We start from the raw sequence: 26,918 nt of genomic DNA, 5'->3' as shown, positions 1-26,918 counted from the left end.
GCGTCGTCAGCGAATCGCCGGGCCGGTGACCTGTTTCGCGCCGCGGCGTACCGCTTCCAGCGCGATGCACAGCTCCGCGGCGGCGCGGGGCTCGGTCACCGCGCGCCCGGTTCGCTGCTCGAGCTTGCGCAGGCGTTGGCGCACCGTGTTGGGATGGACGAACAGCGCCTGTGCGGCGCGCTCAGCGGAGCCCCCGTTGTCCAGCCACGCCTCCAGGGTGTCGAGTAGCGCCTCCCGGTCGTGGTCGGGCAGATCATCAAGGGGGCGAAGGACGTTGGCCGCGACGCGGTCCATCACATCGGGGGCGGCCGCGGCCGTCACCGCCAGCAGGTCTCGGTCGAAGACGGTGACGGGTGAGCGGTCGGGCCGGCACCCCGTCATCGCGATGCGTGCGTGGCGCAATGCGGTGGCGGTATCCGCGAGGTCATCGATCGGGGGGCTGACGCCGATTCGGGTGGCCGGATATTCGCGGAGCCGATCGACCACGAGGTCCAGCTTTGCGGACGGACCGAGGCGCACGATGCCGATCTCGACGTCGGGCTGCAGCCGCCAGGCGGAGGAAATTCCGAGGGCAGACAGGTGGTCCTCGACGTCGGGCAACACCGACCGGCCGACGCTGGCCAATTCCGCGCACACGACCACATACGGCCCGTGCACCGAGATTCGCAAGGCGTCGGCGGCATTCCACAGCTCCACGGTGTCGGGCAGCCGGCCGTCGATCAGCGCCTGCACCATTGCCGAGCGTTCCCGTTGGCGGCCGACGAGTCGGCGTGCCACCTCGTCCTGGTATCCCGTGACCATCGCGGTGGTGAACTCGTCGAGTGCCATCCACATCGCCGACGCGGCGCGCACCAATCCGGCGTCGGTCACCGTCGCCGAACGGATGGCCTCCGAGCGCAATTCGTCCCACAGGAATCGGGCGCAGATCCGGTAGGAGTCCATCACCGCGGGCAGGGGTACCCCGGCCACGGCCCGGTTGCGACCGGTCATCGCGGCCGCGGTGGTGTCATAGGTGCGCTCCGGCTCACCGAATACGCCGAGGATGAAATCGAGGTGGTTGCGCACCGTGCTCCGCAACTGGTCGTCGCTCACCAGCGCCACTGACCGGTGAAAACCGACATCGCTTCGCATGAGCCCCAGCATGGTGTCGGCCAGTTCGTCGGCGCGGGACAGCAGCGTCACACCGAGCTCGGCGAGTTGCGCGTCGGCGGAATCGGCTGTCATAGCGGCAGCCTAATCGGTGCCGCGTGCCCCGGGGCGGCTGTGTCAGGGGATCAAGACCGTCGACCCGTGGGTCTTTCGCGCCTCCAGGTCGCGATGGGCGTCGGCGGCATCGGAAAGGCTGTACTTGGTTCCGGTGGTCACGCTGACGTCGCCGGACAGGATGGCATCGAATAACTCGCTTGAGCGCCAGGCGAACTCATCGTATGTTCGATTGAAGTGGGTGCGCATCCGGCGGGGCAGGTACACCGACACGGCGGCGTTGAGCCGCTGCGGGTCCACGGGCGGGACCGGTCCGACGGCATCGGACGTGGCCACCCGATCGCCGACCCGCACCCGGTCCGTCCGGCCACCGATGCCGGCCACCGTCCCGCAGACCTCGCTGTCCACGACGAACGGCAATGGCTGCTGGTACAGCCCGGCGCGAAAGTAGGTGTCGATGAAGTTGACGCCGATCGCCTCGGCCTTGATCAGCACCTGCCCCTGCGCTTTTCGGGCACCGGTCTGTCAACGCAGTCCAGTACCTCCGGGCCGCCGGTTCCGGTGACCTCGATGGCTCGCATCCGGTGTCAGCCCAGGTGCGCGAGTTGCGGTTTGGTGGGGACCACGATGACGGTGGGCCCGTTCGCGCCGAGCGCGGCTTCGAACTCCTTGACCAATTCCTCGGTACCGCCCACCGTCACGGCCCGGCACCCGAACCCGGTCGCCAGCGACTGGATATCGAGGCCGGGCAGATCCAGCCCGGGTACCCCGGGCGTCTTTTCCAGCAACGCAAACGACTTCAAGACGGAGTACTCGCCGTTGCGCATCACGACGAACACGATCGGCAACTTGTGTCGCGCCGCCGTCCAGATCGCCTGGATCGAATACTGGAACGACCCGTCGCCGATGGTCGCGACGACCGCGCGTTTGCGGCCGCGGGCGCGGTCACCCAGCGCTACACCGACCGCGCCCGGCACTCCCCACCCGATCCCGCCGCTGCCGGTGGCGAAGAAGGAATGCGTCTGCAGGGTGGGCAGCCAGCGGGCCTGCTCGGCCATGGTCGACGTCGATTCGTTGACCAGCGCGGCCTCTGCGGGTTTGACCGTGCTCAGCGCGGAGTACACCTGAGCCGGGGTCAACGGCGCGCTGGCGGCTTCGACGGTGCCCGGGCCGCGGTCCAGCGGGGTGGGTGTAGGCCGGTCGGACTTGGACTCGATCAGCGGGTCCAGCTGCCGCAGCGCCAGCAGGGTGTCGCCGAGCAGGCTGTCACCCACCGGCGCGGCCCCCGCCAGCCACGGGTCCGCGGTGATGTGCAGCAACTCGGTGCCCGCGGGCAGATGGTCGCCGGCAACGTACGGGTAGTAGCGAAAAACCTGGGCGCCGACCACGATGGCCAGATCGTGGCCGCGCAGCACCGCGTTCACCTCCGCGATCGTCATCGGCAGCATGCCCTGATACAGGGGATGGTCCTCGGGGAACGATACCCGGTCGGGCAGCGCGCTCGCGTAAACCGGCGCGTGCACCTTCTCGGCGACCGCGATGGCGGCGCCCCACGCCCCGGCCCGATCGACTTCGGGGCCGAAGACCAACAGGGGGCGGCGGGCCCTGTTGATGCGGTCGGCGAATTCACCGAGGCGGGACGCGTCCGGGGCGCTGCGCCGGCTGGCCGAGCGGACCACCGCCGGCCCGAGCGCCGGCTTGTCCCAATCATCAAGGGGGATGGACAGATACACCGGACCGGCCGGGGGTTGCACCGCGACGGTGTAGGCCCGCATGAACGCCGCGGGCACGTCTTCTGCGCGGGCGGGTTGATACGCCCACTTCACCCATGGCAGGGGGAGGAGCGATTCGCTGGTGTTGGTCAGATACGGCTCGGACAAGATCATCTCCCGGGTTTGCTGTCCGGCCGTGACGATCAGCGGGGTGTTGCTCTTGTACGCGGCGATCAAGCTGCCCATCGCGTTGCCGGTCCCCGCGGCGGTGTGCAGGTTCACCAGGGCCGGCTCGCCCGTCGACTGCGCGAAGCCGTCCGCCATGGCCAGCACCGACGCCTCCTGCAGGCCCAGCACGTAGGTGAAGTCGTCGGGGAAGTTCTTGAGGAACGTCTGCTCGGTCGACCCCGGATTGCCGAACACCGTCGTCAAACCCAGTGTGCGCAACAGATCGTAGGTGGCATCCCAGACGGTGGGTTGAGACGACATGACCCCGAGACTCCCTTCGGCAACGGACGTTCCGCGCATGTGAAGGGCGCACCCAGCAGGGAGCGCCTCTCACATCCGTTGCGTTAGATTCTCGGTCCCGCCGGGCCGCCATGTCGATGTTGTGGCCGACAACATCCGGTGGCCGCCGCGGTGCGGGCCCACACTGCCGTCACGGAAGCGGGAGCGCCTACTGGCCGGCGGTGGCCCGGCGGGGCAGCTTCCAGCCCGGGCGGATGTAGTGGCAGGTGTACCCGTTGGGGTAGTGCTGCAGGTAATCCTGGTGCTCGGGCTCGGCCTCCCAGAAGTCCCCGGCGGGGCTGACCTCGGTCACCACCCTGCCGGGCCACAACCCGGACGCTTCGACATCGGCGATGGTGTCGAGCGCGATCCGCTTCTGCTCCTCGTCGAGGTAGAAGATGGCCGACCGGTAACTGGGGCCGCGGTCGTTGCCCTGGCGGTCTTTCGTTGTCGGGTCGTGGATCTGGAAGAAGAATTCCAGCACGGTGCGATAGTCGGTGACCGCCGGATCGTAGACGATCTCGACGGCCTCGGCATGCGTGCCGTGGTTGCGGTAGGTCGCGTTCGGGACGTCGCCGCCGGTGTAACCGACCCGGGTCGAAACCACACCCGGCTGCTTGCGGATGAGTTCTTGCATCCCCCAGAAACAGCCGCCGGCAAGGATCGCCTTTTGGGTTGCCATGCTCGTCCTCCCTGACCGGCGCTCGTCCTCCTGACCGGCCGCAGTGCTGCCCAGGCTACACTCCGCCGATGAGCCGCAACGTCGCGACGATTTCGGGAAGTGCCGCATCATGATCACGCAAGATTTCTCCCGCAGCGAGCTGTCCGACGCGTTCGAGAAATTCGAGCAGACGGTGGCCCGGGCCGCCGAAACGCACGACTGGGACGCCTGGGTCGAGCAGTACACGCCCGACGTCGAATACGTCGAACACGCCGCCGGCACGATGCGGGGCCGCGACGAGGTCCGCCAGTGGATCACGCGGACGATGACGACCTACCCCGGCAGCCACATGGTGGCGTTCCCCTCGCTGTGGTCGGTCATCGACGAGTCCACCGGGCGGGTCATCTGCGAACTGGACAACCCCATGCGCGACCCGGGCGACGGAAGCGTGATCAGCGCGACGAACATCTCGATCGTCACCTACGCGGGCGACGGCCTGTGGCGCCGTCAGGAAGACATCTACAACCCGCTGCGTTTCCTGCGGGCCGGAATGAAGTGGTGCCGCAAGGCACAGGAACTCGGCACGCTCGACGAAGACGCCGCGCGCTGGATGCGGGAGAACGGCGGCGGACAACCGTGACAGAAGGGGAATCGGTGGGCGTCAAACCCAAACTCGTCATCGGCGCCAACGGCTTTCTGGGTTCGCACGTCACCCGCCAGCTGGTATCCGACGGCGTGCCGGTGCGGGCGATGGTGCGCCCCAACGCGAACACCCGCTCGATCGACGACCTCGAGCTGACCCGCTTTCACGGCGACGTCTTCGACGACGCCACACTGCGCGAGGCGATGGACGGCGTCGACGACGTCTATTACTGCGTCGTCGACACCCGCGCGTGGTTGCGTGACCCGGCGCCGCTGTTTCGCACCAACGTCGAGGGTCTGCGCAACGTCCTCGACGTCGCCGTCAACCAACCCGACCTGCGCCGGTTCGTCTTCACCAGCACCTACGCGACGGTGGGCCGGCGACGGGGGCACGTGGCGACCGAAGACGACGTGATCAGCCCGCGCGGCCAGACCCCTTACGTCCAATCCCGGGTGCAGGCCGAAGACCTGGTGATGCGCTACGTGGCCGAGGCCGGGCTGCCCGCCGTCGCGATGTGCGTGTCGACCACCTATGGCAGCGGTGACTGGGGCGGCACCCCGCACGGTGCCTTCATCGCCGGCGCGGTGTTCGGCAAGCTGCCCTTCGGAATGAACGGCATCCAGCTGGAGGTCGTCGGCGTCGACGACGCCGCGCGGGCCATGATCCTGGCCGCCGAGCGGGGCCGCATCGGCGAGCGATACCTGGTCTCCGAGCGGATGATCGCGTTGAACGACGTCGTACGCATCGCCGCCGACGAGGCCGGGGTGTCGCCGCCGCAGCGCTCGATTTCGGTGCCGATGCTGTACGCCCTTTCCGCCCTGGGCAGCCTGAAGGCCCGGCTCACCGGCAAGGATTCCGAGCTCAGCCTCGCGTCGGTGCGCATGATGCGGTCCGAAGCCGACGTCGACAGCACCAAGGCCAGGCGCGAATTGGGCTGGCAGCCACGCCCGGTCGAGGAATCGATCCGCGAGGCTGCCCGGTTCTGGGCGGCCATGCGGACCCCCCGAAAGAACACACCGGCCACGCAACCCGAATAGGCGCCGCCCGTGGACCGCATACGCGTCGACCTCGAGGGGCCGCCGCAGACGATGCTGGCGACGCTGTATGCCAAGGCGCTGGACGCGGACCTGCCAAACGCGATCCTGGGTGACCGTTACGCCAAGGAGGCCGTCGGGCGGATCGAGTACGACTGGGTCAAGACCACAATCACCCCGCGCAAATCAGCATCGGTGACGACCCGCACCGCGCACTTGGACATCTGGGCTCGCCAATTCCTTGACGCGCATCCGAGCGCCGTTGTGCTGCATATGGGTTGCGGACTGGACGGCCGGTACTTCAGGCTCCAACCCGGCCCGCTGGTGGAGTGGTACGACATCGACTACCCCGACGTCGCCGACCTGCGCACCCGGCTCTACCCCGCCGCCGAGCACTGCCACGTCGTCGCGGCTTCGGTAACCGATCCGGCCTGGCTGGCGAAGATACCCACTGGCCGGCCCGCGCTGATGATCGCCGAAGGCCTGACCATGTATCTGCGCGAACAGGACGGCATCACGCTGCTGCGAAGGGTCGTAGACCGCTTCGGCCGCGGCGAGCTGCAATTCGACGCGTTCAACCGGGTAGGGATCAAGTCTCAGTGGATGAACGCCGTGGTGCGCCGGTCGGGATCGAGGTTGAGCTGGGGCATCGACGGCCCGGGCGAGATACTCGCGGCGGTGCCCGGCACTCGACTGCTCTCCTGGGTGCGGTGGTTTGAATCCGACACCTTCGAGCGACTTCCGCGCGCCTACCACGTGATGGGCCGGGTCATGTCGCTGGTTCCAGCCATGGCCAACATGGCGCAGTACCACCGCTACGCGTTCGGACCGCCGTGATCGGGAAGTCTCGCGGTCCGACCCGTGTTGCACTGGCTATCGGCGTCTAGGAGGAGACCATGAGCCACCCCGAAATCAAAGAGCCCAGTGCCGGACACCCGATCACCATCGAGCCGACGAAGGGGCGGGTGCAGGTTCGCGTCCACGGCGAGCTGGTCGCCGACACGACGGCGGCCCTCGAATTGCGCGAAGCGACTCTGCCTGCGGTGCAGTACATCCCGATGAGCGACGTGGTGCAAGACCGGCTGACCCGAACGGACACCAGCAGCTATTGCCCCTTCAAGGGTGAGGCCAGCTATTACAGCGTGACCAGTTCGGCCGGCGACACCGTCGAGGACGCGATCTGGACCTACGAGCACCCCTATCCCGCGGTCGCGGCGATCGCCGGGCATGTCGCGTTCTACCCGAACAAGGCCGACATCAGCGTCTCGGCGTCCTAACAGATCCACCCCGGGAGCGCGGCCTCGTGCGCCCGGGTGTCGCTGTACAGCCGCATCGAGACGATCAGCCCGTCGCGCGTGTCGAAGATGCAGACGAACGGGCTGTCGTATTCGACGCCGCTGGTGGTGGTGCCGTTGGCCTGCGCCTCGACCACCACGGTCTCTCCTTCGTTGACACAGCGCACCAGGTCGATGGTCAGCTCCAGGTCCTGCTTGCGCCGCTCGACCGTGCGGCGGAAGGCCTGCTTGTCGCAGGAGGAGCGGGTGACCAGTGACCAGTAGGTGAAGTCGTCGCTGAGCAGCGCGAAACCCTCGTCGAGGTCGCCCCCTTCGCTCGTACTCTGCAGGAACATCCAGGCCAGTTCGCCCTGCGGATCATCGAACGGCGTCATCACATCGCAATATTGACTTGGCACATCGTTAACGGTCAATCGGAGAATGGGTCGGTGGAAAGCGCGCGCACTGTCACGTTCCCCGGGCCGGCCAGCTTCGGGCACACGTTGGCGCCGCTGCGGCGCGGGCTCGGCGATCCCTGTTTCCACGCGCCCGGTGACGGCGCCATCTGGCGGACCAGCCTGTTGCCCACCGGTCCCGTCACCGCCCGGATCAGCCGCGCTGCCGCCAACGCCGCACATTGCGTGGCGTGGGGCGGCGGGGCGCCGGAGTTCGTCGACAGGCTTCCCGGGATGCTCGGCCTGGACGACGATGCCACGGATTTCGTTCCCTCGGACCCAACCGTTGCCGCCGCGCACCGGCGCGTTCCGCACCTGCGCCTGGGCCGCACCGGCCTGGTGCTGGAGGCGCTGATTCCCGCGATCATCGAGCAGCGGGTGCCCGGGGCCGACGCGTTCCGGTCGTGGCGCCTGCTGGTGTCCAGGTACGGCTCGCCGGCCCCGGGACCGGCGCCGGACAGGATGCGCGTGCCCCCATCGGCCGAGGCATGGCGCCACATCCCGTCGTGGGAGTTTCACCGCGCCAATGTCGACCCGAGGCGTGCGCAGACCGTGGTGGCGTGTGCGCGACGGGCGGCCGCACTGGAGCGGCTGGTCTCCCGCCCGGCCGGACAGGCCCGCGCGGCGTTGACGTCGTTGCCGGGGGTGGGGGAGTGGACCGCCGCCGAGACGGCGCAACGGGCGTTCGGGGACGCCGACGCCCTCTCGGTCGGCGACTACCACGTTCCCAAGATGATCGGCTGGACGCTGGTCGGCCACCCGGTCGACGACGCGGGCATGCTCGAACTGCTCGAACCGATGCGGCCGCACCGCCACCGAGTGGTGCGGCTTCTCGAGGCCAGCGGCCTGGCCTACGAACCGAGGCGGGGGGCCCGGCTGCCGGTTCAGCAGATCAGCGAACTCTAAACGTGGTCATGGCCTCGCCCGGGCCGGGTTTTCCGCCACCACCTCCGGGTAACCCCCTTTGAGCACGTGACCGTGTGCGAAACGGAGGCAAATCGATGACACAGTTCACCATCCCGGGGCTCACCGACAAGCAGGGCGCCCGGTTGACCGAACTGCTGCAGAAGCAATTGAGCACCTACAACGATCTTCACCTGACGCTCAAGCACGTCCACTGGAATGTGGTGGGGCCCAACTTCATTGGCGTGCACGAGATGATCGACCCGCAGGTCGAGGCGGTCCGTGGTTTCGCCGACGACGTCGCCGAGCGGATTGCCGCCCTCGGCGGATCGCCGCAGGGCACGCCCGGAGCGATCATCAAAGACCGCACCTGGGACGACTATTCCGTCGGGCGCGACTGCGTCCAGGCGCACCTGGCCGCGCTGGATCTCGTCTACACCGGGATCGTCGAGGACATCCGCAAGTACATCGGGGAGACCGAGGAACTCGACCCGGTCACCCAGGACCTGTTGATCGACCAGGCCGGAAACCTGGAGAAGTTCCAGTGGTTCGTCCGGGCGCACCTGGAGAACGCGGGCGGGAAGCTGACCCACGAGGGCTCGTCCACGGAGAAGGACGCCGCGAGCAGTGCGCGTAGCGCGTCCTAGCCGGACGCCGAATCCGCTTGGTGCCCATTGTGTTTGGGCGCGAGCACGTTGACCCGGTCGCCCGAGGCGAGCCGTAGGGAGGCCTCGGGCTCGACGAGCTGCCGGTGGTGCACCACCGAGACCGGGAAGTGGCCCGCCGGCCAGTCCAGGTCGCCGAGGCTTCGGCCGACGGCGACCGAGTCACCGTCCAGCGTGTGTTCGACGATGCAATAGCCCTCGAGCTGGCTGTGTGGGTCGTGTTCGGGGGTCGCCGATGGGGGGCCGGCGGGCTCGGCGGCCTGGTGGCCGGCGACGGCGTCGGGCTGGACGTCGGTGAAGTAGGCGCCGACCGCCCGCAACACGTTCTGATTGGTCAGCCAACCCTGGACGGAGCGCGCCTCGGTGTCGATGACCGGCAGCCCGTCGCGCCCGTAGAGCACGAGCTGGCGCAACGCCTGGGCGAGGCTGTCGTTGGCGAAGAGCGCCTGTGGTTCGCGGACGCGCGTAACCGGGCCCAGCAAGCCCGTCAAGTCGCGATGGCCGTCGCCGCCGGGGTGCGCGAGATCGAGGGGAACCGCGAATCGGTGCATGGCGTCGGCCGCGGTGAGGTCCGCAAAGGCGTGGGTCGGAGTCGGGCGGTCGATGTCGATGCCCCGGCGCAGCAGCTTGGTGGTGTAGATGGTGCCGTAGGAGACACCGCGGGAGACGGTCGTGCCGACGGCGACGGCCAGCATGACCGGCAGGGTGAGGGTGAAGTCGCCGGTCATCTCGACGGTGCTCGCCAGCGCCGTGAGCGGGGCGCGCGTGGCCGAGGCGAATACGGCGCCCATGCCGACTATCGCGTAGAGCGCGGGATGCCCGACGGCCGTGCCGATCGTGTGCTGGACGAACAGTCCGAAGGCCATACCCGAGGTGGCCCCGACGAACAGCGAGGGCGCGAACACGCCGCCGGAGCCGCCGATCCCGATGGTCAGGCTGCAGGCCAGCATCTTGCCGGCCGCGAGGAGCACCAGGAACCAGATCGCGTAGTGGTGGGCGAAGGCGGCGTACATCACCGGATAGCCGACCCCGTAGAGCTGCGGCAGCGCGAGCAGGAGTAGACCCAGCACCACCCCGCCGACCGCGGGCCGCGCCCAATCGGGGCGCCCGCCCCACACGCGGTCGCACAGGTCCTCGGTCTTGTAGAGGACGTTCTTGAACAGGATCCCGATCAGCCCGGCGATCGCCGCGAGCAGCGCCACCAGCAGGTAGTTGGCGATGTGGTTCAGCTCGATGCCTTCCGGCAGCTGGGTGAGGAAGGGGTCCGAGCCGAAAAACACGCGGGCGACCACGTCGGCGACCATCGACGACAGCATGATCGTGAAGATCCCCTCGACGGAGAGTTCGCGCAGGATCAGCTCGACGGCGAAGAAGACCCCGGTGATCGGGGCGTTGAAGGTGGCCGAGATGCCCCCGGCGGCGCCGCAGGCCACCAGCACCCGCAGCCGGTTTTCCGGCATGCGCACCCACTGGCCGAAGCCGGACGCCAGCGCCGCGCCGATCTGCACGATCGGCCCCTCCCGGCCGACCGACCCGCCCGTACCGATGCACAGCGCGGAGGCCAGGGCTTTCACCACGGTCACCTGCGGGCGGATGCGCCCCCCGTTCTCCGCCACCGCGATCATGACTTCCGGGACGCCATGGCCGCGGGCCTCGCGGGCGAACCGGGAGATCAGCGGCCCGTAGAGCAAGCCACCGACGACGGGGATGACGACGAAGAAGCCGAGACCCAGCCAGGGCAGGTGGTCACTGCCCACCCAACCGTCCTGGCCGAACTCGTCGTGCCCGGTCGCCAGCCAGGTGAAGCCGTAGATCAGGTAGCGGAACGCCACGGCGCCAAGCCCGGCGCCGAGGCCGACGAGGATTGCCACGCAGAACAATCCGAGCCGGTTCGCGCGCATCCAGCCGGCAAATCGGCCCGCCGCGTCCGAGACTGTCCGGCTCGTGCGTGCCGGAGCGACGGCCGTCGTTTTTTGCCCCATGCACGCATCCTTCCCCCGGTGACCGCCGTGCGCCCGCTGAACGGGCCGGCGGTCGCGATGACCATCCGCCTACAGCAAATATTGCACTACGCAATAGTTTCTCGCGCGGAGGGTGTGGGGGAATAACTGGACTGCGGTCCGGTTATATGGGTAGTTCTGGATATGGAGGACACATGCCCGCTATCACGGCAAACACGCTGGCGCTGCCCCGCGTCGGCACCGCCGGCCCCGCCGACACCGAGCGCCCGATCCGGTCGATCACCACCGGCCCGCGCGGCTACGAAGGCGAGGGATTCCCCGTCGTCCGGGCCTTCGGTGGGGTCAGCGCCGCCGCGCTGGACCCGTTCGTGCACATGGACCAGATGGGCGAGGTGGAGTACCAGCCAGGCGAGCCGAGGGGGACCGATTGGCATCCGCACCGCGGGTTCGAGACCGTCACCTACATGATCGACGGCAGGTTCGCCCACCAGGACTCCCACGGCGGCGGCGGCCTCATCACCGACGGCGCGACGCAGTGGATGACCGCGGGTTCGGGCATCCTGCACATCGAGACGCCGCCCGCCGAACTGGTCGAGAGCGGGGGCCTCTTTCACGGCGTCCAGTTGTGGGTGAACCTGCCGAAGAGCGACAAGTTCGCCCCACCCCGGTACCAGGCCATCGACGGGGGCGACGCGACGTTGGTCGCCTCGGCCGACGGCGGGGCGCTGGTCCGCATCATCGCCGGCGAGGTGGACGGCCACCGGGGGCCCGGCGTCACCCACACGCCCATCACGCTCGCGCACGCCACGATCGAAAACGGCGCCCGGCTGAACCTGCCGTGGCGGCGCGACTTCAATGCGCTGGTTTACGTGCTGTCCGGGAGCGGATATGTCGGTCCCGTCGCCCACCCCATTCGCCAGGGGCAATTGGCGGTACTCGGACCCGGTGATCGCATCACCGTGGGCGCCGACCGGGCGCAGGAATCGACGCGCACGACCGCGATGGATCTGCTGCTTCTGGGCGGCCGGCCCATTCGGGAGCCGGTATTCCATTACGGGCCTTTCGTGATGAACTCGCGGTCGGAATTGATCGAGGCGCTGGAGGACTACCGGGCCGGCAAATTTGGCAGCATTCCGCCAAATGCCCTGATGCCGCACCACGGCGGTGGCACACTCTAACGGTGTCTTCAGGGGTGAGCCGTCGGCCGGGACGGCCACCTGCCGCGAAGGCGGACGAGACGCGACAGCGCATCATGCGGGCCGCTCGGCTGGTGTTCAGCGAACGCGGGTACGACGGCGCGACCTTCCAGGCCATCGCGGCTCGCGCCGACCTCACGCGGCCGGCGATCAACCATTACTTCTCCAGCAAGCGGGTCCTGTATCGGGAGGTGCTGGAGCAAACCAATCAAGCCGTCATCGGAACCGGCATCGAACAGGCCGAGCGTGAAACCACGCTGCCGGCGCAGCTCGCCGCGTTCATTTCCGTTGCGGTGCGCGCCAATTCCGAAAATCCCGCCGGATCGGCCCTGATAATCACCGGGGTACTCGAATCGCAGCGCCATCCGGAATGGAGCACGACCGAAAACGATTCCGTGCGAATCGTCCGCGAATTTCTGGTCCGGGCCGTCGATGACGCGATCGGGCGCGGCGAGGTCGCGGCCGACATCGACGCGGCGGCGTTGGTCGAGGCGCTGCTGGTCCTGATGTGCGGGGTGGGCCTGTACGCCGGCTTCGTCCAGAGCCCGGAGGACCTCCTGGGCATCACCGGGACGATGCAGCGGCTGCTGGAAGGGGCGCTCCGCGGACCCGGGGGAGCCAGCGGGCTGGCGCCCACCCGGGCGCAGTGAGGTTGCGCACAAAGCGTATAGGCTAACTAACTTATCCCGGTACGATGGACCGGTCATGACTGATCTGGACGCGTCGTTACCGCCTTCCCTGAGATCTGCCGGCGACAGCTGGGCCATCACCGAACTCGTCGGTGCCACCGCGCTGGGCGTCGCCGCGTCGCGGGCGGCGGAGACCGCCGGGAGCAATCCACTGATCCGTGACGAGTTCGCCCGCGTCCTCGTCTCGTCGGCCGGTCCGGCATGGGCCCGGCTCACCGATCCGGAGTTGGCCTGGCTCGACGGCGACGAGGACGGTCGCCGCGCGCATCGCATCGGCATCGACTACCAGGCCGTGCGCACGCATTTCTTCGACGAGTACTTCGCCGACGCCGTCGAGGCCGGGATCCGGCAGGTGGTCATCCTGGCCGCCGGTCTGGACTCGCGGGCCTACCGCCTGAATTGGCCGGACGGCACCGCGGTGTACGAGATCGACCAGCCCAAAGTGCTGGAGTACAAGGCCGCGGTGCTGCAACAGCATGGCGCCGCCCCCACCGCGAGCCGCCGACCGGTCCCCGTCGACCTGCGCGACGACTGGCCGGCCGCGTTGGCCGCGGCGGGATTCGACCGCACCCGACCGACCGCCTGGCTGGCCGAGGGCCTGCTGCCGTACCTGCCGAGCGACGCCCAAGACCGCCTGTTCGAGATGTTCACTGCGCTGAGCGCACCGGGCAGCCAGGTCGCGATCGAGGCGTTCGGCATGAACTCGCGGAGCAATTCGCAGCGCTGGCTGCGGATGCGCGAACGCCTCGGCCTCGACGTCAACGTGCAGGCGCTGACCTATCACGAGCCGGACCGATCGGATGCGGCCCAATGGCTGACCGACCACGGCTGGCAGGTGCGGACCGTGGACAACCGCGAGGAAATGGCCCGGCTGGGCCGCCCAGTACCCGAAGACCTGGCCGAGGACGCGGTCCGCAGCACGCTGCTGCGGGCCCGTCTCGGCCAACCGACAGCCTGACGTCCACCCCCAGACCCGAGGAGCAACTCGATGAGCTCACTGCGCACCCACGACGACACCTGGGACATCAAGACCAGTGTCGGCAGCACCGCGGTGATGGTCGCCGCCGCGCGGGCCATCGAAACCGAGCAGCCCGACCCGCTGATCCGCGACCCCTATGCCCGGCTGCTGGTCAACAACGCCGGTGCCGCGGTCCTGTGGGAGGCCATGCTGGACCCGAAGGTCGTGGCCAAGATCGAGGCCATCGACGAAGAATCCGCCGCACGGATCCAACACATGCGCGGCTACCAGGCGGTGCGGACCCACTTCTTCGACTCCTACTTCGCCGACGCCGTCGCCGCCGGGATCCGGCAGGTGGTGATCCTCGCGTCGGGGCTGGACTCCCGGGCCTACCGGCTGGACTGGCCCGCCGGCACCGTCGTCTACGAGATCGACCAGCCGCAGGTGCTGGACTACAAGTCGGCCACGCTGGCCGAAAGCGGCGCAACCCCGTCCGCCGAGCGCCGTGAGGTCGCGATCGACCTGCGTGAAGACTGGCCGGCCGCGCTGCGCGCCGCCGGCTTCGACCCGACCAAGCCGACCGCCTGGCTGGCCGAGGGATTGCTGATGTACCTCCCCGCCGAGGCCCAGGACAAGCTGTTCACCCAGATCGGCGAGCTGAGCCCGGCCGGCAGCCGCGTCTCGGCCGAAACCGCCCCCATGCACGCCGAGGAGCGTCGCCAGAAGATGCGGGAACGGTTCAAGAAGGTCGCCGACGAGTTGGGCCTGGAGGAGACCGTCGACGTCGGCGAGCTGATGTACCGCGACGAGCACCGTGCCGACCTCACCCAGTGGCTCAACGAGCACGGCTGGCGCGCGACGGCGCAGAATTCGATCGACGAGATGCACCGCCTCAACCGCAGGGTGCAAAGCGTCGAGCTGGACGACGACAAGGACGCCTTCTCCGACTTCGTCATCGCCGAACGGCTCTGATCGTCAGCGCGATCGAACCCTGACGGCGGCTCCAGCGCACCCCGCAGGATCTTCCTTACTGCTCTCCCAACCGGATGGTTAGGATCGCGGTTATCACCCACGAGCGCTCGTGCGACGAGCAACGGGCGCGTCCGGGATGAACCGAAGCAGGGGAAGGACAACGATGACCACCGAATCGGTTACACCCAAGGCATCAGTCGCCAACGGCGCCGCATCTGCGCCGGCGAACATTCCCGCGACGGTGGAGCGGCTGCGCAAGACCTATGCCACCGGGCGCACCCGGGACGTCGAATGGCGCAGACGGCAGTTGTTGCAGCTCGCCAAGCTGATGGAAGAGAACGAGGCCGCGATCGCGGCCGCTCTCGCCGAGGATTTGGACCGCAGCCCCTTCGAGGCGTTCATCGCCGATATCGCAACCACGGCGGGTGAAGCGAAGTACGCGGCCAAGCGGGTGCGCAAATGGACGCGCCGCAAATATCAGTTGCTCGAGGTGCCGCAGCTGCCCGGGCGCGGGTGGATCGAATACGAGCCGTACGGCACCGTGCTGATCATCGGCGCGTGGAACTACCCGTTCTACCTCACGCTGGGCCCGGCGGTCGGTGCGATCGCGGCCGGCAACGCCGTCATCCTCAAGCCGTCGGAGATCGCCGCGGCGTCCGCCCACCTGATGGCCGAGCTGGTGCCCAAATACCTCGACAGCGACGCGATCGCCGTGGTGGAGGGCGACGGTGCGGTGAGCCAGGAACTCATCGCGCAGGGGCTGGACCGGGTGCTGTTCACCGGCGGCACCGAGATCGGCCGCAAGGTGTACGAGGGCGCCGCGCCGCACCTGACCCCGTGCACGCTGGAGCTCGGCGGCAAGAGCCCGGTGATCGTCGCGGCCGACGCGGACGTGGACGTGGCGGCCAAGCGGATCGCCTGGATGAAACTGCTCAACGCCGGGCAGACCTGCGTCGCCCCCGACTACGTGTTGGCGGACGTCAAGATTCGCGACGAGCTGGTCAGCAAGATCGGCGCGGCGATCACCAAGTTCACGTCGGACAAGCCCGACGGGATGCGGATCGTCAACCAGCGTCAGTTCGACCGGATCAGCGGCTACCTCGCCGGTGGGGACGGCAAGGTCATCGTCGGCGGCAAATGCGACCCGTCGACCCTGCGCATCCAGCCCGCGGTCGTGGTCGACCCCGACCCGGACGGCCCGTTGATGCAGAACGAGATCTTCGGGCCGGTGCTGCCGGTGATCACCGTCCAATCCCTGGACGACGCGATACGTTTCGTCAACTCGCGGCCCAAGCCGCTGTCCGCCTACCTGTTCACCAAGACGCGCGGGACCCGCGAGCGGGTGATCAAGGAGGTGCCGGCCGGCGGCATGCTGGTCAACCACCTGGCCTTCCAGGTGTCGACGGCCAAGCTGCCGTTCGGCGGTGTCGGCGCCTCCGGGATGGGCGCCTATCACGGCCGCTACGGCTTCGAGGAGTTCAGCCACCGCAAGTCGGTGTTGACCAAGCCGACCCGGCCCGACCTGTCGAGCTTCATCTACCCGCCGTACACGGCGCGGGCATTCAAGATGGCCCGCCGGATGTTCTGAACCGCCACAGCAAATCGCTTGCCAGAAAGCAGTTTTCACCCGAGAGAGGAACCTGATGCCCGGAGTGCAGGATCGCGTCATCGTCGTCACCGGAGCCGGCGGGGGACTGGGGCGTGAATACGCCCTGACCCTGGCCCGCGAGGGCGCCAGCGTCGTCGTCAACGACCTCGGTGGGTCCCGCGACGGCACCGGGGCCGGCCACAACATGGCCGACCAGGTCGTCAACGAGATCAAGGACGCGGGCGGCCGGGCGGTGGCCAACTACGACAGCGTCGCCGAACCGGAGGGCGCCGCCAACATCATCAAGACGGCGCTCGACGAGTTCGGGGCCGTGCACGGGGTGGTGAGCAACGCCGGCATCCTGCGCGACGGCACCTTCCACAAGATGACGTTCGAGAACTGGGACGCCGTGCTCAAGGTGCACCTCTACGGCGGGTACAACGTGCTGCGCGCCGCCTGGCCGCATTTCCGGGAGCAGAGCTACGGTCGCATCGTGGTCGCCACCTCCACCAGCGGCCTGTTCGGCAACTTCGGGCAGACCAACTACGGCGCGGCCAAGCTCGGCCTGGTCGGCATGATCAACACGCTGGCGCAGGAGGGGGCGAAGTACAACATCCACGCCAACGCCATCGCGCCGATCGCCGCGACCCGCATGACCGAGGACATCCTGCCCAAGGAGGTGCTCGAGAAGCTGACGCCCGAGTACGTCGCGCCGGTGGTGGCCTACCTGTGCACCGAGGAAAACCCCAATACCGCTTCCGTTTTCGTCGTCGGCGGCGGCAAGGTGCAGCGGGTGGCGCTGTTCCAGAACGAGGGCGCCAACTTCGACACGCCGCCGTCGGTGCAGGATGTGGCCGCGCACTGGTCGGAGATCGACGACCTCTCCGCGGCCAAGCAGGCCAACTTCAAGCTGTAGCCGGCCGGATCAGACGAGCAGTTCGTTGCGCAGGCGGTCGACGTCCGCCTGCGCGACGCCTGCGTCGCGCAGGTAGGCGTCCAGTGAGCCGTACGCCTCGTCGATGGCTTGACGCGCGGCGGCCAGATACTCCGGGCGGACACCGAGGACACCGTCGGCCAGCCGCGCCTTGGTGAACGTGACGACCTCCGGGGTCAGTTCGACGTCGGAACGCTGTTGGATCATCTCGTAGATGTGGTCGCGCAGTTGCGGTACCGCGGCGTTGCTGCGCAGGTAGTCGGCGACGATGGTGTCGCGGTCGACGCCCACCGTCTCCAGCACCGTGGCGATCACAAAGCCGGTGCGGTCCTTGCCCGCGAAGCAGTGCGTGAGCACCGAACGCCCGGCTGCCAGCAGCGAAAAGACGTGCCGCACAGCGCGTTGCGCTCCGTTGCGCGACGGGAATTGCCGGTATTCGTCGATCATGTGGCGCACGGCGGCCTCGTTGACGGCCTCGTCGGATTGGTCGGGATCGCCCTGGAACAGCCGGCGAAACGCGGTTTCATGCGGCGCGTCGTCTTCGGTCTGTTCCTCGTCGCCCAGGTCGGGGAAGGGCAGCAGGTGGATGTCGACGCCGTCGGGAACCAGTCCCGGACCGCGGCGGGCAACCTCGCGTACGGCGCGCAGGTCGGCGACGTCGGTGATACCCAGCCCGCGCAGCGTCGCGCGGCCCTCGTCGTCGAGGCGGCTCAGTTCACCGGACCGGAACAGCCGTCCGGGCCGGAGCCCGGGCGTCTCGTCGGCGACATCACGAAAGTTCCATGCGCCGGACAGCTCCCGCAGCGTCTCAGTCATGCGACGTGACCGCCGCGGCGAGGGGAGACTTCTCCCGGCCGAGTTCGGCGCGGGCAATGGTCCGCATGTGCACCTCGTCGGGGCCGTCGAACAAGCGCATGGCCCGATGCCACCCGTACGAGCGGGCCAGCACGGTGTCCTCGCTGACCCCGGCGGCGCCGTGCACCTGGATCGCGCGGTCGATCACGTTGCAGGCCACCTGCGGCGCCACCGCCTTGATCTGCGAGACCAGCGTGTGGGCGGCCTTGTTGCCGTGCTGGTCGATGGTCCACGCCGCCTTGTGGCAGAGCAGCCGGGCCTGATCGATCTCGTTGCGCGACTTGGCGATCGCCTCCCGCACCACGCCCTGCTCGGCCAGCGGGCGGCCGAACGCCACCCGGTTCTGCACCCGGTCCACCATGAGGGCCAGCGCGCGTTCGGCCCCGCCGAGCGCGCGCATGCAGTGGTGGATGCGGCCGGGGCCCAGCCGGGCCTGGGCGATCGCGAAGCCGCCGCCCTCCTCGCCGAGCAGGTTGGTCGCGGGCACCCGGACGTTGTCGTAGATGATCTCGCAGTGCCCGGGCTGGTCCTGGTAGCCGAAGACCGTGGTGGAGCGGACCACCGTCACGCCCGGGGTGTCGATCGGCACCAGGACCATCGACTGCTGCTGGTGGCTCGCCGCCTCGGGGTTGGTGCGGCCCATCACGATGAGGATCTTGCAGCGCGGATCCGACGCCCCCGAGGTCCACCACTTGCGGCCGTTGATCACGTAGTCGCCGCCGTCGCGCACGATGGAGGTCTCGATGTTGCGCGCGTCGCTGCTCGCGACCGCGGGCTCGGTCATCGAGAACGCGCTGCGGATCTCGCCGTTGAGCAACGGCTCCAGCCATTGCTTGCGCTGCTCCTCGGTGGCGAACAGGTGCAGGGTCTCCATGTTGCCGGTGTCGGGGGCCGCGCAATTGAGCGCCTCGGGCGCGATCTCGAGGCTCCAGCCGGTCAACTCGGCCAGCGGGGCGTACTCGAGGTTGGTCAGGCCCGACTCCGCCGGCAGGAACAAGTTCCACAGGCCGCGCTCTTTGGCCTTGGCCTTCAGTTCCTCGATGATCGGCGGGACGGTGTGATCGTTCGGGCCGGCTTCGTCCCGGTACTTGTCGTATTCGGCCTCGGCTCCGAAGACGTACTCGGTCATGAAGTCGGACAGTCGCTCGTGGTAGTCGTTGGCTTTGGCCGACATCGCGAAGTCCATGCCGTCACGATAGGACACGTGCCCGTCGTGGCCACGAGCAGACGCAAAGTCACCTGCCGCCGGGCGGATTAGTGCGATTTTGTGTCTGCTCGCGGTAGATATGGACGCCATGAGCGAATCCCGCCCCCCGTTCCCCCCGTTCACCCGCGAGACGGCCCTGCAGAAGGTGCAGGCCGCCGAGGACGCCTGGAACACCTGCGACCCGCGGCGGGTCAGCCTGGCCTACACGCCCGACTCGCAATGGCGAAACCGCGACGAACACGTCGTCGGCCGCGACGACATCGTGGCCTTCCTGACCCGCAAGTGGCAGCGCGAACTCGACTACGCGTTGCGAAAAAGCCTGTGGGACTTCCACGACAACCGCATCGCCGTGCGGTTCCAGTACGAGTGCCACGACGCGAGCGGGCAGTGGTACCGCAGCTACGGCAACGAGCTGTGGGAATTCTCCCCGTCGGGGTTGATGGCCCGGCGCGAGGCCAGCATCAACGACGTGCCGATCGACGAGTCCGAGCGCCGGTATTTCGGGCCCCGACCCGCGGGGGAACACGGCCGGGACATCCCGCTCTGGTAGTCGCCGGCCACAACGCCGTCTTGTGACTCCACAACGGTGCGGGCGCTACTGCTCGCGCTCCGGGTGACGAACCATCGACGGGAGTCGATCGGCAGCTGACGAGGTATCCGGGCCCGGGCGATCGCACGGCGGGGGTGAAACCCGGCAGGCGTTAAGGTAGCGAAGCGTGCGGCCAGCCAGCGGCACATTCACACGGCAGGAAAGTGCGGGAAAGCAGATGTACGCGCCATGACAGATGCGCAGACGACGGTAGGGGTGGTCGCCGAGTCGGGCGCCGACGAACGGCGGGTCGCGCTGGTGCCCAAGGCGGTGGCGTCGCTGATCAACAGCGGTGTGGCGGTAACGGTGGAGTCCGGAGCGGGTGAAGGCGCGTTGCTGCCCGACCAGCTCTACACCGAGGCCGGCGCCGGCATCGGGGACGCCTGGGCCGCCGACATCGTGGTCAAGGTGGCACCGCCGACCAAGGAAGAGGTCGCCAGGCTGCGCCGTGGGCAGACCCTGATCGGGTTCCTGGCGCCGCGCAACGCGGACAACTCGATCGGCGCGCTCACCGAGGCCGGCGTGCAGGCGTTCGCCCTCGAGGCCATTCCGCGGATCTCGCGGGCCCAGGTGATGGATGCGCTGTCGTCGCAGGCCAACGTGGCCGGCTACAAGGCCGTCCTGCTGGCCGCCTCGGAGTCGACCCGCTTCTTCCCCATGCTGACGACGGCGGCCGGCACGGTGAAGCCCGCCAGCGTCCTGGTGCTCGGCGTCGGCGTGGCCGGGCTGCAGGCGCTGGCGACCGCCAAACGGCTGGGCGCGCGCACCTCCGGCTACGACGTGCGCCCGGAGGTGGCCGACCAGGTGCGATCGGTGGGAGCGCAGTGGCTCGACATCGGGATCGACGCGGCCGGTGAGGGCGGGTACGCCCGCGAGCTCACCGAGGAGGAACGCGCCCAGCAGCAGAAGTCGCTGGAGAAGGCGATCGCCGGGTTCGACGTGGTCATCACCACGGCGCTGGTCCCGGGGCGGCCCGCGCCGCGCCTGGTGACCGCCGCGGCGGTGGAGTCGATGAAGCCCGGCAGCGTGGTCGTGGACCTCGCCGGCGAGACGGGCGGCAACTGCGAGCTGACCGAGCCGGGGCGGACGGTCGTCAAGCACGACGTCACCATCGCCTCGCCGCTCAACCTGCCCGCGACGATGCCCGAGCACGCCAGCGAGCTCTACAGCAAGAACATCACGGCGCTGCTGGACCTGCTGATCACCGACGGCAAGCTGGCCCCCGACTTCGACGACGAGGTCGTCGCGGCGGCGTGCGTGACCCGGGCCAAGTGACCCGGTAAGAGAGGACTACATGTACGACGAGCTATTGGCCAATCTGGCGATCCTGGTGCTGTCCGGGTTCGTCGGGTTCGCGGTCATCTCCAAGGTGCCCAACACGCTGCACACGCCGCTGATGTCGGGTACGAACGCGATCCACGGCATCGTGGTGCTGGGCGCGCTGGTGGTCTTCGGCGAGGTCGAGCATCCGTCGCTCGCGGTGCAGATCATCCTCTTCGTCGCGGTGGTGTTCGGGACGCTGAACGTCATCGGCGGCTTCATCGTCACCGACCGGATGCTGGGCATGTTCAAGGGCAAGAAGAAAGCCGCGCCCGTCAAGACGGAGGATCTGGCCGCCAAATGAACTACCTCGTCACCGTCCTCTACGTCATCTCGTTCGCCCTCTTCATCTACGGCTTGATGGGCCTCACCGGCCCGAAGACCGCGGTGCGGGGGAACCTGATCGCGGCCGTCGGCATGGCCCTCGCGGTGGCGGCGACGCTGATCAAGATCCGCCACACCGAGTCGTGGGTGCTGATCATCGCGGGCCTGGTCGTGGGTGTCGTGCTCGGCGTGCCCCCGGCGCGGCTGACCAAGATGACCGCCATGCCGCAGCTGGTGGCGTTCTTCAACGGCGTCGGCGGCGGCACCGTCGCGCTGATCGCCCTGTCCGAATTCATGGAGACCAAGGGCTTTTCGGCCTTCCAGCATGGCGAGTCGCCGACCGTGCACATCGTGGTGGCCTCGCTGTTCGCCGCGATCATCGGCTCGATCTCGTTCTGGGGATCGATCGTCGCGTTCGGCAAGCTGCAGGAAATCATCTCCGGTGCGCCGATCGGCTTCGGCAAGGCCCAGCAACCGATCAACCTGCTGCTGTTGACCGGCGCCGTGGCCGCGGCGATCGTCGTCGGCATCCATGCCCATCCCGGCACCGGTGGGGCGTCGCTGTGGTGGATGATCGGCCTGCTCGTCGCCGCCGGCGTGCTCGGCCTGATGGTGGTGCTGCCCATCGGCGGCGCCGACATGCCGGTGGTCATCTCGCTGCTCAACGCGATGACCGGGCTGTCGGCCGCGGCCGCCGGCCTGGCGCTGAACAACACCGCGATGATCGTGGCCGGCATGATCGTCGGCGCGTCCGGTTCGATCCTGACCAACCTCATGGCCAAGGCGATGAACCGCTCGATCCCGGCGATCGTCGCCGGTGGCTTCGGCGGCGGGGGCGTGGCCCCGGGCGCCGGCGGGGACGGCGGCGACAAACACGTCAAGGCGACCTCGGCCGCCGACGCCGCGATCCAGATGGCCTACGCCAACCAGGTGATCGTGGTCCCGGGCTACGGGCTGGCCGTCGCGCAGGCCCAGCACGCCGTCAAGGACATGGCCAGCCTGCTCGAGGAGAAGGGCGTGCCGGTGAAGTACGCGATCCACCCGGTCGCGGGCCGGATGCCCGGGCACATGAACGTGCTGCTGGCCGAGGCCGAGGTGGACTACGACGCGATGAAGGACATGGACGACATCAACGACGAGTTCGGCCGGACCGACGTCGCGATCGTCATCGGCGCCAACGACGTCACCAACCCCGCCGCCCGCAACGAACAGTCCAGCCCGATCTACGGCATGCCCATCCTCAACGTGGACAAGGCCAAATCGGTGATCGTGCTCAAGCGGTCGATGAACTCCGGCTTCGCCGGCATCGACAACCCGCTGTTCTACGCCGACGGGACGACGATGCTGTTCGGGGATGCGAAGAAGTCGGTGACCGAGGTCGCCGAGGAGTTGAAGGCCCTGTAGGGCCGGATGTCAGCCTAAACCGGGGGGTAGGCGGGCGGCGGGTAGCCGTTGCCGTCGACGACACCGCGCAGGCCCCACGGGACGTAGCGGAAGAAGAACTCGATTTCGTCGCTAGCGTCGTAGTCCGGGCTCGGATCCATCAGGCCACCCCTCCAGTCGCGACTTGAGCTTTCTGAACGGGAGTCTAGTCCCATCCTGGTCGGGGCGACACCCGGCGTTTGCCTAAACTGTCCAACCAGTTGATTGATAATTGGCCTTGCCCGGCACACCACCGTCCCGCCCGGCACTGACGATAGCGAGTACAGATGCCATCCGAGAACGGACGAACGCGGCGCGAGGAGTTGTTGGCGGTCGCCACCAAGCTGTTCGCCGCCCGCGGCTACCACGGCACCCGGATGGACGACGTCGCCGACGTGATCGGACTGAACAAGGCGACCGTCTACCACTACTACGCCAGCAAGTCGCTGATTCTCTACGACATCTACCAGCAGGCCGCCGAGCGCACGCTGGCCGCCGTGCACGACGATCCCTCGATGACCGCGCGGGAGGCGTTGTACCAGTACACCGTCCGCCTGCTCGACCAGATCGCCGCCAATCCCGAAGGTGCCGCCGTGTACTTCCAGGAGCAGCCGTACATCGCCGAGTGGTTCACCGAGGAGCAGGTCGCCGCGGTGCGGGAGAAGGAAACCCAGGTCTACGAGCACGTCCACGGCCTCATCGACCGAGGGATCGCCAGCGGCGAGTTCTACCAGTGCGACTCCCACGTCCTGGCGCTCGGATACATCGGCATGACGCTGGGCGCCTACCGGTGGTTGCGCCCGAGTGGACGCCGCAGCGCCAAGGAGATCGCCGCGGAATTCAGCACCGCGCTGCTGCGCGGGCTGATCCGCGACGAAGGGATCCGCACGAGTTCCCCGCTCGGTCCTTGAGTTCCTAGCCGGCTAGGCGCCCTTGAGGTGCTTGTCGAGGAAGGCGAGCTGGTCTTCGACGACGCGGTCGAACGCCTCGTCGACGTAGATCGCGAAATGGCCCTCGGGGTAGAGCTTCACCTCGCCGCGTGGGGCCTTGGCCGCGTAGCGCAGCGTCGGCCCCGCCGGCGCCACCGAGTCGGCCTCGCACACACAGAACAGGATCGGGCAGGTGACCTTGGCGGCCAGGCGGCCCGGCCGATACGCGGTGATCTTCAGGGCGATCCGGGCGGCCACCTCCTCGGGGACGTGCACACCCTCGGGAACCAGCCTCAGGTAGCCCGGATAGGCGTCCGGCGCGTTCATCAGGGCGACCTCGCCCGGCCGGCCCACCGTGCGAACCATCACCGGCGAGCGTCCGAAGCGGGCGGCGATCAGGTCGCGGGCGGCCAGCGCGCCGACCCGGGAGAAGATCCATGGGCTCAGCGTGCGCGCCGACGCGACGCCGTCGGTGAACGGGCATTGCGAGACGACGGCCGCGATGCCGGGCAGCCGGGCCGCCGTGGCGATCACATGCCCGCCCGCAAAAGAGGTGCCCCACAGGGCGATTCGACGAGGGTCGATACCCGGCAGCGTGCGGGCGTAGGCGACCGCGGCGGCCCAGTCGGCAAGCTGCATGCCGATGTCGAGCAGCTGACGCGGTCGGCCCTCGCTGTCGCCGAAGTTGCGGTAATCGAACACCAGGCAGGCGTAACCGGCCGCGCTGAACCGCTGCGCGTAGGCGTCGAGCCGCATGCTGCGCACCGCGCCCAGGCCGTGCGCCATCACCAGCAGCGGCGCTGGCCCGCCGCCCGGCGGCCGGTAGAGCCAGGCGCTGATCAGATCGCCACCGGAGGGAAACCGGACATCTTCGCGCGGTGTCATCAGCGAGTCATTCTGCCCGGCGGAGTGTGAGGAGTCCGCCGGTATGCGCCACAAATTTAATGGACTACTGTCTAGAAAAGTTTTGGGCGCTCAAAGGACGGAGACTCTCATGGCGATCCGCGTCGGCCACGTCGGTACCGGAAACGTCGGAGGGTTGGCCCTGGCCGAGCTCATCACCAACCCGCAGTTCGAGCTGACGGGGGTGTGCGTGTCCACCCCGGAGAAGGTGGGCAAGGACGCCGGTGAACTGTGCGGCGTCGGCCTCGAGCCCGGCGTCGTCACCGGCGTGGCGGCCGTCTCGGACCTCGACGCCCTGCTGGCCACCCGGCCGGAGTGCGTCGTGTACTGCGCCATGGGCGACACCCGGTTGCCCGAGGCGATGGCCGACGTCATGCGCATCCTGGCCGCCGGCGTCAACGTCGTCGGGTCCTCGCCCGGGCTGCTGCAATACCCGTGGGGCGTCATGCCCGACAAGTACATCGACCGCGTCGAAGAGGCCGCCCGGCAGGGCAATTCGAGCATTTTCATCAGCGGAGTCGACCCGGGATTCGCCAACGACCTGATCCCGTTCGCGCTCGCCGGGACCTGCCAGCGCATCGAGCAGGTGCGCTGCATGGAGATTCACGACTACGCGAGTTACGACGGCGCGGAGGTGATGCACTACATGGGATTTGCCCGCCCCATGGACGAGATCCCGATGTTGTTGCAACCGGGCATCCTCAGCATCGCCTGGGGTACCGCCATCCGTCAGCTGGCCGCCGGCCTGGGCATCGAGGTCGACGAGATCAGCGAGTCTTATCAGCGCGAGCCGGCGCCGGAGGATTTCGACATCGCGGTGGGTCGGGTCGCCAAGGGCACCGTGGCCGTGCTGCAGTTCGAGATCCGGGGCATGGTCAGGGGTCACCCCGCGGTCGTCATCGAACACGTCACCCGTCTGCGGCCCGACCTGCGACCGGACTTGCCCCAGCCCGCCGCCGGCGACGGCTCCTACCGCGTCGAGATCACCGGCGAGCCGTCGTACGCCGTCGACATCATCCCGAGCAGTCGCAAGGGCGACCACAACCACGCCGCGATCGCGGGTGCCGCGGGCCGCATCGTCAACGCCATCCCCGCGGTCATCGCCGCGCCGCCCGGCATCCGGACCACGCTCGACCTGCCGCTGGTCACCGGGAAAGGTCTTTACGCACCAACCACTTTGGTGAACACCTAAAACGAAAGGAGTCCCTGTGGGACGGGTAGAAGGCAAAGTCGCACTCATCAGTGGCGGCGCTCGCGGGATGGGCGCCGAGCACGCGCGGCTGCTGGTGTCCGAAGGCGCCAAGGTGGTGATCGGCGACATCCTCGACGACGAGGGCAAGGCGGTGGCCGACGAAATTGGTGACGCCGTCCGCTATGTCCACCTCGACGTCACCCAGCCCGACCAGTGGGACGCCGCGGTCGAGACCGCGATCGGCGAATTCGGCAAGCTCAACGTGTTGGTCAACAACGCCGGCACCGTCGCGCTCGGCCCGCTGCGGAGTTTCGATCTGGCCAAGTGGCAGAAGGTGATCGACGTCAACCTGACCGGTACGTTCCTGGGCATGCGGGTGGCCGTCGACCCGATGATCGCCGCGGGGGGCGGGTCGATCATCAACATCTCCTCGATCGAGGGCCTCCGGGGCGCCCCCATGGTGCACCCCTACGTCGCGTCCAAGTGGGCGGTGCGCGGTCTGGCGAAGTCCGCGGCCTTGGAGCTTGCGCCGCACAACATTCGGGTCAACTCCGTCCACCCCGGCTTCATCCGCACCCCGATGACCCAGCACCTGCCCGACGACATGGTCACCATTCCGCTCGGCCGCCCGGCCGAGTCCCGCGAGGTCTCGACCTTCGTCCTGTTCCTGGCCAGCGACGAGTCGTCCTACGCCACCGGCAGCGAGTTCGTGATGGACGGCGGACTGGTGACCGACGTGCCGCACAAGCAGTTCTAGCGTTCGGTTCGTCGCCGAACGTGCACTCACTGCGAGAATTGGGCTTATTTTTCGCCGTCAGTGCA

Annotated in this window: 28 protein-coding genes and 2 pseudogenes; 19 read left to right on the top strand and 11 right to left on the bottom strand. The window is 68.4% G+C overall.

The features are described from left to right. Positions 1 to 6: 6 nt before the first annotated feature. The 5 genes and pseudogenes from BST44_RS06110 to msrA all read right to left on the bottom strand — a co-directional run bounded on the left by BST44_RS06110 (position 7) and on the right by msrA (position 4,104). Entirely contained in the window at positions 7 to 1,224 is a 1,218-nt protein-coding gene (locus tag BST44_RS06110; protein WP_083175722.1) for a PucR family transcriptional regulator, read from the bottom strand. Positions 1,225 to 1,266: 42 nt separating this feature from the next. After that, a pseudogene (locus BST44_RS31670) lies at positions 1,267 to 1,398 on the bottom strand (zinc-binding dehydrogenase); the annotation flags it as partial. Between the two features lie 117 nt (positions 1,399 to 1,515). Then, positions 1,516 to 1,784, bottom strand: a pseudogene (locus tag BST44_RS31665) (alcohol dehydrogenase catalytic domain-containing protein); the annotation flags it as partial. Between the two features lie 6 nt (positions 1,785 to 1,790). Further along, positions 1,791 to 3,404: a benzoylformate decarboxylase gene (mdlC, locus tag BST44_RS06100; protein WP_083175720.1), complete on the bottom strand. Its 1,614-nt coding sequence runs from the start codon at positions 3,402 to 3,404 to the stop codon at positions 1,791 to 1,793. A 187-nt stretch (positions 3,405 to 3,591) separates the two neighbouring features. Then, positions 3,592 to 4,104, bottom strand: coding sequence for a peptide-methionine (S)-S-oxide reductase MsrA (gene msrA, locus BST44_RS06095; RefSeq protein WP_083175718.1), 513 nt, complete (start codon positions 4,102 to 4,104; stop codon positions 3,592 to 3,594). A 109-nt stretch (positions 4,105 to 4,213) separates the two neighbouring features. Here msrA and BST44_RS06090 point away from each other — a divergent pair, with 109 nt between their 5' ends. The 4 genes from BST44_RS06090 to BST44_RS06075 are packed head-to-tail and all read left to right on the top strand — an operon-like array spanning position 4,214 to position 7,037. Further along, positions 4,214 to 4,723 carry a nuclear transport factor 2 family protein gene (locus BST44_RS06090; protein WP_083175867.1) on the top strand — a complete coding sequence of 170 codons (510 nt, stop codon included), beginning with the start codon at positions 4,214 to 4,216 and terminating at the stop codon, positions 4,721 to 4,723. A gap of 14 nt (positions 4,724 to 4,737) precedes the next feature. Then, positions 4,738 to 5,763, top strand: a complete 1,026-nt coding sequence (locus tag BST44_RS06085; RefSeq protein WP_083175716.1) for an NAD-dependent epimerase/dehydratase family protein — start codon at positions 4,738 to 4,740, stop codon at positions 5,761 to 5,763. An 18-nt stretch (positions 5,764 to 5,781) separates the two neighbouring features. After that, a complete protein-coding gene (locus BST44_RS06080; protein WP_083175865.1) occupies positions 5,782 to 6,597 on the top strand; it encodes a class I SAM-dependent methyltransferase in 816 nt (271 codons plus the stop codon). A 59-nt stretch (positions 6,598 to 6,656) separates the two neighbouring features. Next, the gene (locus BST44_RS06075; protein ID WP_083175714.1) at positions 6,657 to 7,037 is read left to right on the top strand and encodes a DUF427 domain-containing protein; all 381 of its coding nucleotides are present in this window, start codon (positions 6,657 to 6,659) and stop codon (positions 7,035 to 7,037) included. Here BST44_RS06075 and BST44_RS06070 read toward each other — a convergent pair. Next, positions 7,034 to 7,429, bottom strand: coding sequence for a nuclear transport factor 2 family protein (locus BST44_RS06070; protein ID WP_244184737.1), 396 nt, complete (start codon positions 7,427 to 7,429; stop codon positions 7,034 to 7,036). The two genes, BST44_RS06075 and BST44_RS06070, sit on opposite strands and share 4 nt — an antisense overlap. Positions 7,430 to 7,483: 54 nt before the next feature. On the opposite strand from BST44_RS06070, the gene BST44_RS06065 reads away from it, so the two are divergent. Both BST44_RS06065 and BST44_RS06060 read left to right on the top strand, forming a co-directional pair. Further along, the gene (locus BST44_RS06065) at positions 7,484 to 8,395 is read left to right on the top strand and encodes a DNA-3-methyladenine glycosylase family protein (protein WP_083175711.1); all 912 of its coding nucleotides are present in this window, start codon (positions 7,484 to 7,486) and stop codon (positions 8,393 to 8,395) included. 95 nt (positions 8,396 to 8,490) lie between these two features. After that, positions 8,491 to 9,039: a Dps family protein gene (locus BST44_RS06060; protein WP_083175709.1), complete on the top strand. Its 549-nt coding sequence runs from the start codon at positions 8,491 to 8,493 to the stop codon at positions 9,037 to 9,039. Here BST44_RS06060 and BST44_RS06055 read toward each other — a convergent pair. Beyond that, on the bottom strand, positions 9,036 to 11,039 hold the full coding sequence (locus tag BST44_RS06055) for a chloride channel protein (protein WP_083175708.1): 2,004 nt from the start codon (positions 11,037 to 11,039) through the stop codon (positions 9,036 to 9,038). The genes BST44_RS06060 and BST44_RS06055 overlap by 4 nt on opposite strands. 173 nt (positions 11,040 to 11,212) lie before the next feature. On the opposite strand from BST44_RS06055, the gene BST44_RS06050 reads away from it, so the two are divergent. The 6 genes from BST44_RS06050 (at position 11,213) to BST44_RS06025 (ending at position 17,337) form a co-directional block, all read left to right on the top strand. After that, positions 11,213 to 12,196, top strand: a complete 984-nt coding sequence (locus tag BST44_RS06050; RefSeq protein WP_083175706.1) for a pirin family protein — start codon at positions 11,213 to 11,215, stop codon at positions 12,194 to 12,196. A gap of 2 nt (positions 12,197 to 12,198) precedes the next feature. Next, positions 12,199 to 12,864 carry a TetR/AcrR family transcriptional regulator gene (locus BST44_RS06045; RefSeq protein WP_083175704.1) on the top strand — a complete coding sequence of 222 codons (666 nt, stop codon included), beginning with the start codon at positions 12,199 to 12,201 and terminating at the stop codon, positions 12,862 to 12,864. Between the two features lie 55 nt (positions 12,865 to 12,919). Continuing rightward, positions 12,920 to 13,861, top strand: a complete 942-nt coding sequence (locus BST44_RS06040) for a class I SAM-dependent methyltransferase (RefSeq protein ID WP_083175702.1) — start codon at positions 12,920 to 12,922, stop codon at positions 13,859 to 13,861. A 30-nt stretch (positions 13,862 to 13,891) separates the two neighbouring features. After that, positions 13,892 to 14,833 (top strand): class I SAM-dependent methyltransferase, encoded by a 942-nt coding sequence (locus BST44_RS06035; RefSeq protein ID WP_083175700.1) that lies wholly within the window; start codon positions 13,892 to 13,894, stop codon positions 14,831 to 14,833. 163 nt (positions 14,834 to 14,996) lie between these two features. Then, positions 14,997 to 16,421 (top strand): aldehyde dehydrogenase family protein, encoded by a 1,425-nt coding sequence (locus BST44_RS06030; RefSeq protein ID WP_083175698.1) that lies wholly within the window; start codon positions 14,997 to 14,999, stop codon positions 16,419 to 16,421. 55 nt (positions 16,422 to 16,476) lie between these two features. After that, positions 16,477 to 17,337 carry an SDR family oxidoreductase gene (locus BST44_RS06025; protein WP_083175696.1) on the top strand — a complete coding sequence of 287 codons (861 nt, stop codon included), beginning with the start codon at positions 16,477 to 16,479 and terminating at the stop codon, positions 17,335 to 17,337. A 9-nt stretch (positions 17,338 to 17,346) separates the two neighbouring features. Here the strand turns inward: BST44_RS06025 and BST44_RS06020 are convergent, their stop codons facing one another. Continuing rightward, on the bottom strand, positions 17,347 to 18,171 hold the full coding sequence (locus BST44_RS06020) for a tyrosine-protein phosphatase (RefSeq protein WP_083175694.1): 825 nt from the start codon (positions 18,169 to 18,171) through the stop codon (positions 17,347 to 17,349). After that, a complete protein-coding gene (locus BST44_RS06015; RefSeq protein WP_083175863.1) occupies positions 18,164 to 19,384 on the bottom strand; it encodes an acyl-CoA dehydrogenase family protein in 1,221 nt (406 codons plus the stop codon). The genes BST44_RS06020 and BST44_RS06015 overlap by 8 nt, the downstream gene beginning before the upstream one ends. A gap of 121 nt (positions 19,385 to 19,505) precedes the next feature. Here BST44_RS06015 and BST44_RS06010 point away from each other — a divergent pair, with 121 nt between their 5' ends. The 4 genes from BST44_RS06010 (at position 19,506) to BST44_RS05995 (ending at position 23,054) form a co-directional block, all read left to right on the top strand. Beyond that, positions 19,506 to 19,967, top strand: coding sequence for a nuclear transport factor 2 family protein (locus BST44_RS06010; RefSeq protein ID WP_083175861.1), 462 nt, complete (start codon positions 19,506 to 19,508; stop codon positions 19,965 to 19,967). Between the two features lie 228 nt (positions 19,968 to 20,195). Further along, positions 20,196 to 21,281: a Re/Si-specific NAD(P)(+) transhydrogenase subunit alpha gene (locus tag BST44_RS06005; RefSeq protein ID WP_083175692.1), complete on the top strand. Its 1,086-nt coding sequence runs from the start codon at positions 20,196 to 20,198 to the stop codon at positions 21,279 to 21,281. Between the two features lie 19 nt (positions 21,282 to 21,300). After that, positions 21,301 to 21,630 carry an NAD(P) transhydrogenase subunit alpha part 2 gene (locus tag BST44_RS06000; RefSeq protein ID WP_066949393.1) on the top strand — a complete coding sequence of 110 codons (330 nt, stop codon included), beginning with the start codon at positions 21,301 to 21,303 and terminating at the stop codon, positions 21,628 to 21,630. Further along, the gene (locus BST44_RS05995; RefSeq protein WP_083175690.1) at positions 21,627 to 23,054 is read left to right on the top strand and encodes an NAD(P)(+) transhydrogenase (Re/Si-specific) subunit beta; all 1,428 of its coding nucleotides are present in this window, start codon (positions 21,627 to 21,629) and stop codon (positions 23,052 to 23,054) included. Before BST44_RS06000 ends, BST44_RS05995 begins: the two co-directional genes overlap by 4 nt. Before the next feature lie 14 nt (positions 23,055 to 23,068). Here BST44_RS05995 and BST44_RS29425 read toward each other — a convergent pair whose 3' ends face one another. Continuing rightward, entirely contained in the window at positions 23,069 to 23,197 is a 129-nt protein-coding gene (locus tag BST44_RS29425) for a hypothetical protein (protein WP_170826102.1), read from the bottom strand. A gap of 162 nt (positions 23,198 to 23,359) precedes the next feature. Between BST44_RS29425 and BST44_RS05990 the strand changes: the two genes are divergently transcribed. After that, positions 23,360 to 23,983: a TetR/AcrR family transcriptional regulator gene (locus BST44_RS05990; RefSeq protein ID WP_083175688.1), complete on the top strand. Its 624-nt coding sequence runs from the start codon at positions 23,360 to 23,362 to the stop codon at positions 23,981 to 23,983. 12 nt (positions 23,984 to 23,995) lie between these two features. On the opposite strand, the gene BST44_RS05985 is transcribed toward BST44_RS05990, so the two are convergent. Beyond that, positions 23,996 to 24,886, bottom strand: a complete 891-nt coding sequence (locus BST44_RS05985) for an alpha/beta hydrolase (RefSeq protein ID WP_083175686.1) — start codon at positions 24,884 to 24,886, stop codon at positions 23,996 to 23,998. 109 nt (positions 24,887 to 24,995) lie between these two features. Between BST44_RS05985 and BST44_RS05980 the strand changes: the two genes are divergently transcribed. Together BST44_RS05980 and BST44_RS05975 are read left to right on the top strand one after the other, a co-directional pair. Continuing rightward, complete coding sequence (locus BST44_RS05980; protein ID WP_083175684.1) at positions 24,996 to 26,096, top strand: NAD(P)H-dependent amine dehydrogenase family protein; 1,101 nt, start codon at positions 24,996 to 24,998, stop codon at positions 26,094 to 26,096. 16 nt (positions 26,097 to 26,112) lie between these two features. Further along, positions 26,113 to 26,853, top strand: a complete 741-nt coding sequence (locus tag BST44_RS05975) for a glucose 1-dehydrogenase (protein WP_083175682.1) — start codon at positions 26,113 to 26,115, stop codon at positions 26,851 to 26,853. Positions 26,854 to 26,918 lie beyond the last annotated feature (65 nt).

Origin of the sequence: Mycobacterium scrofulaceum, assembly GCF_002086735.1 — a bacterium.
Classification (GTDB): Bacteria; Actinomycetota; Actinomycetes; order Mycobacteriales; family Mycobacteriaceae; genus Mycobacterium; species Mycobacterium scrofulaceum.
Note: the sequence above shows the minus strand (reverse complement) of the source record. Positions and strands in the feature narration are given on the sequence as shown.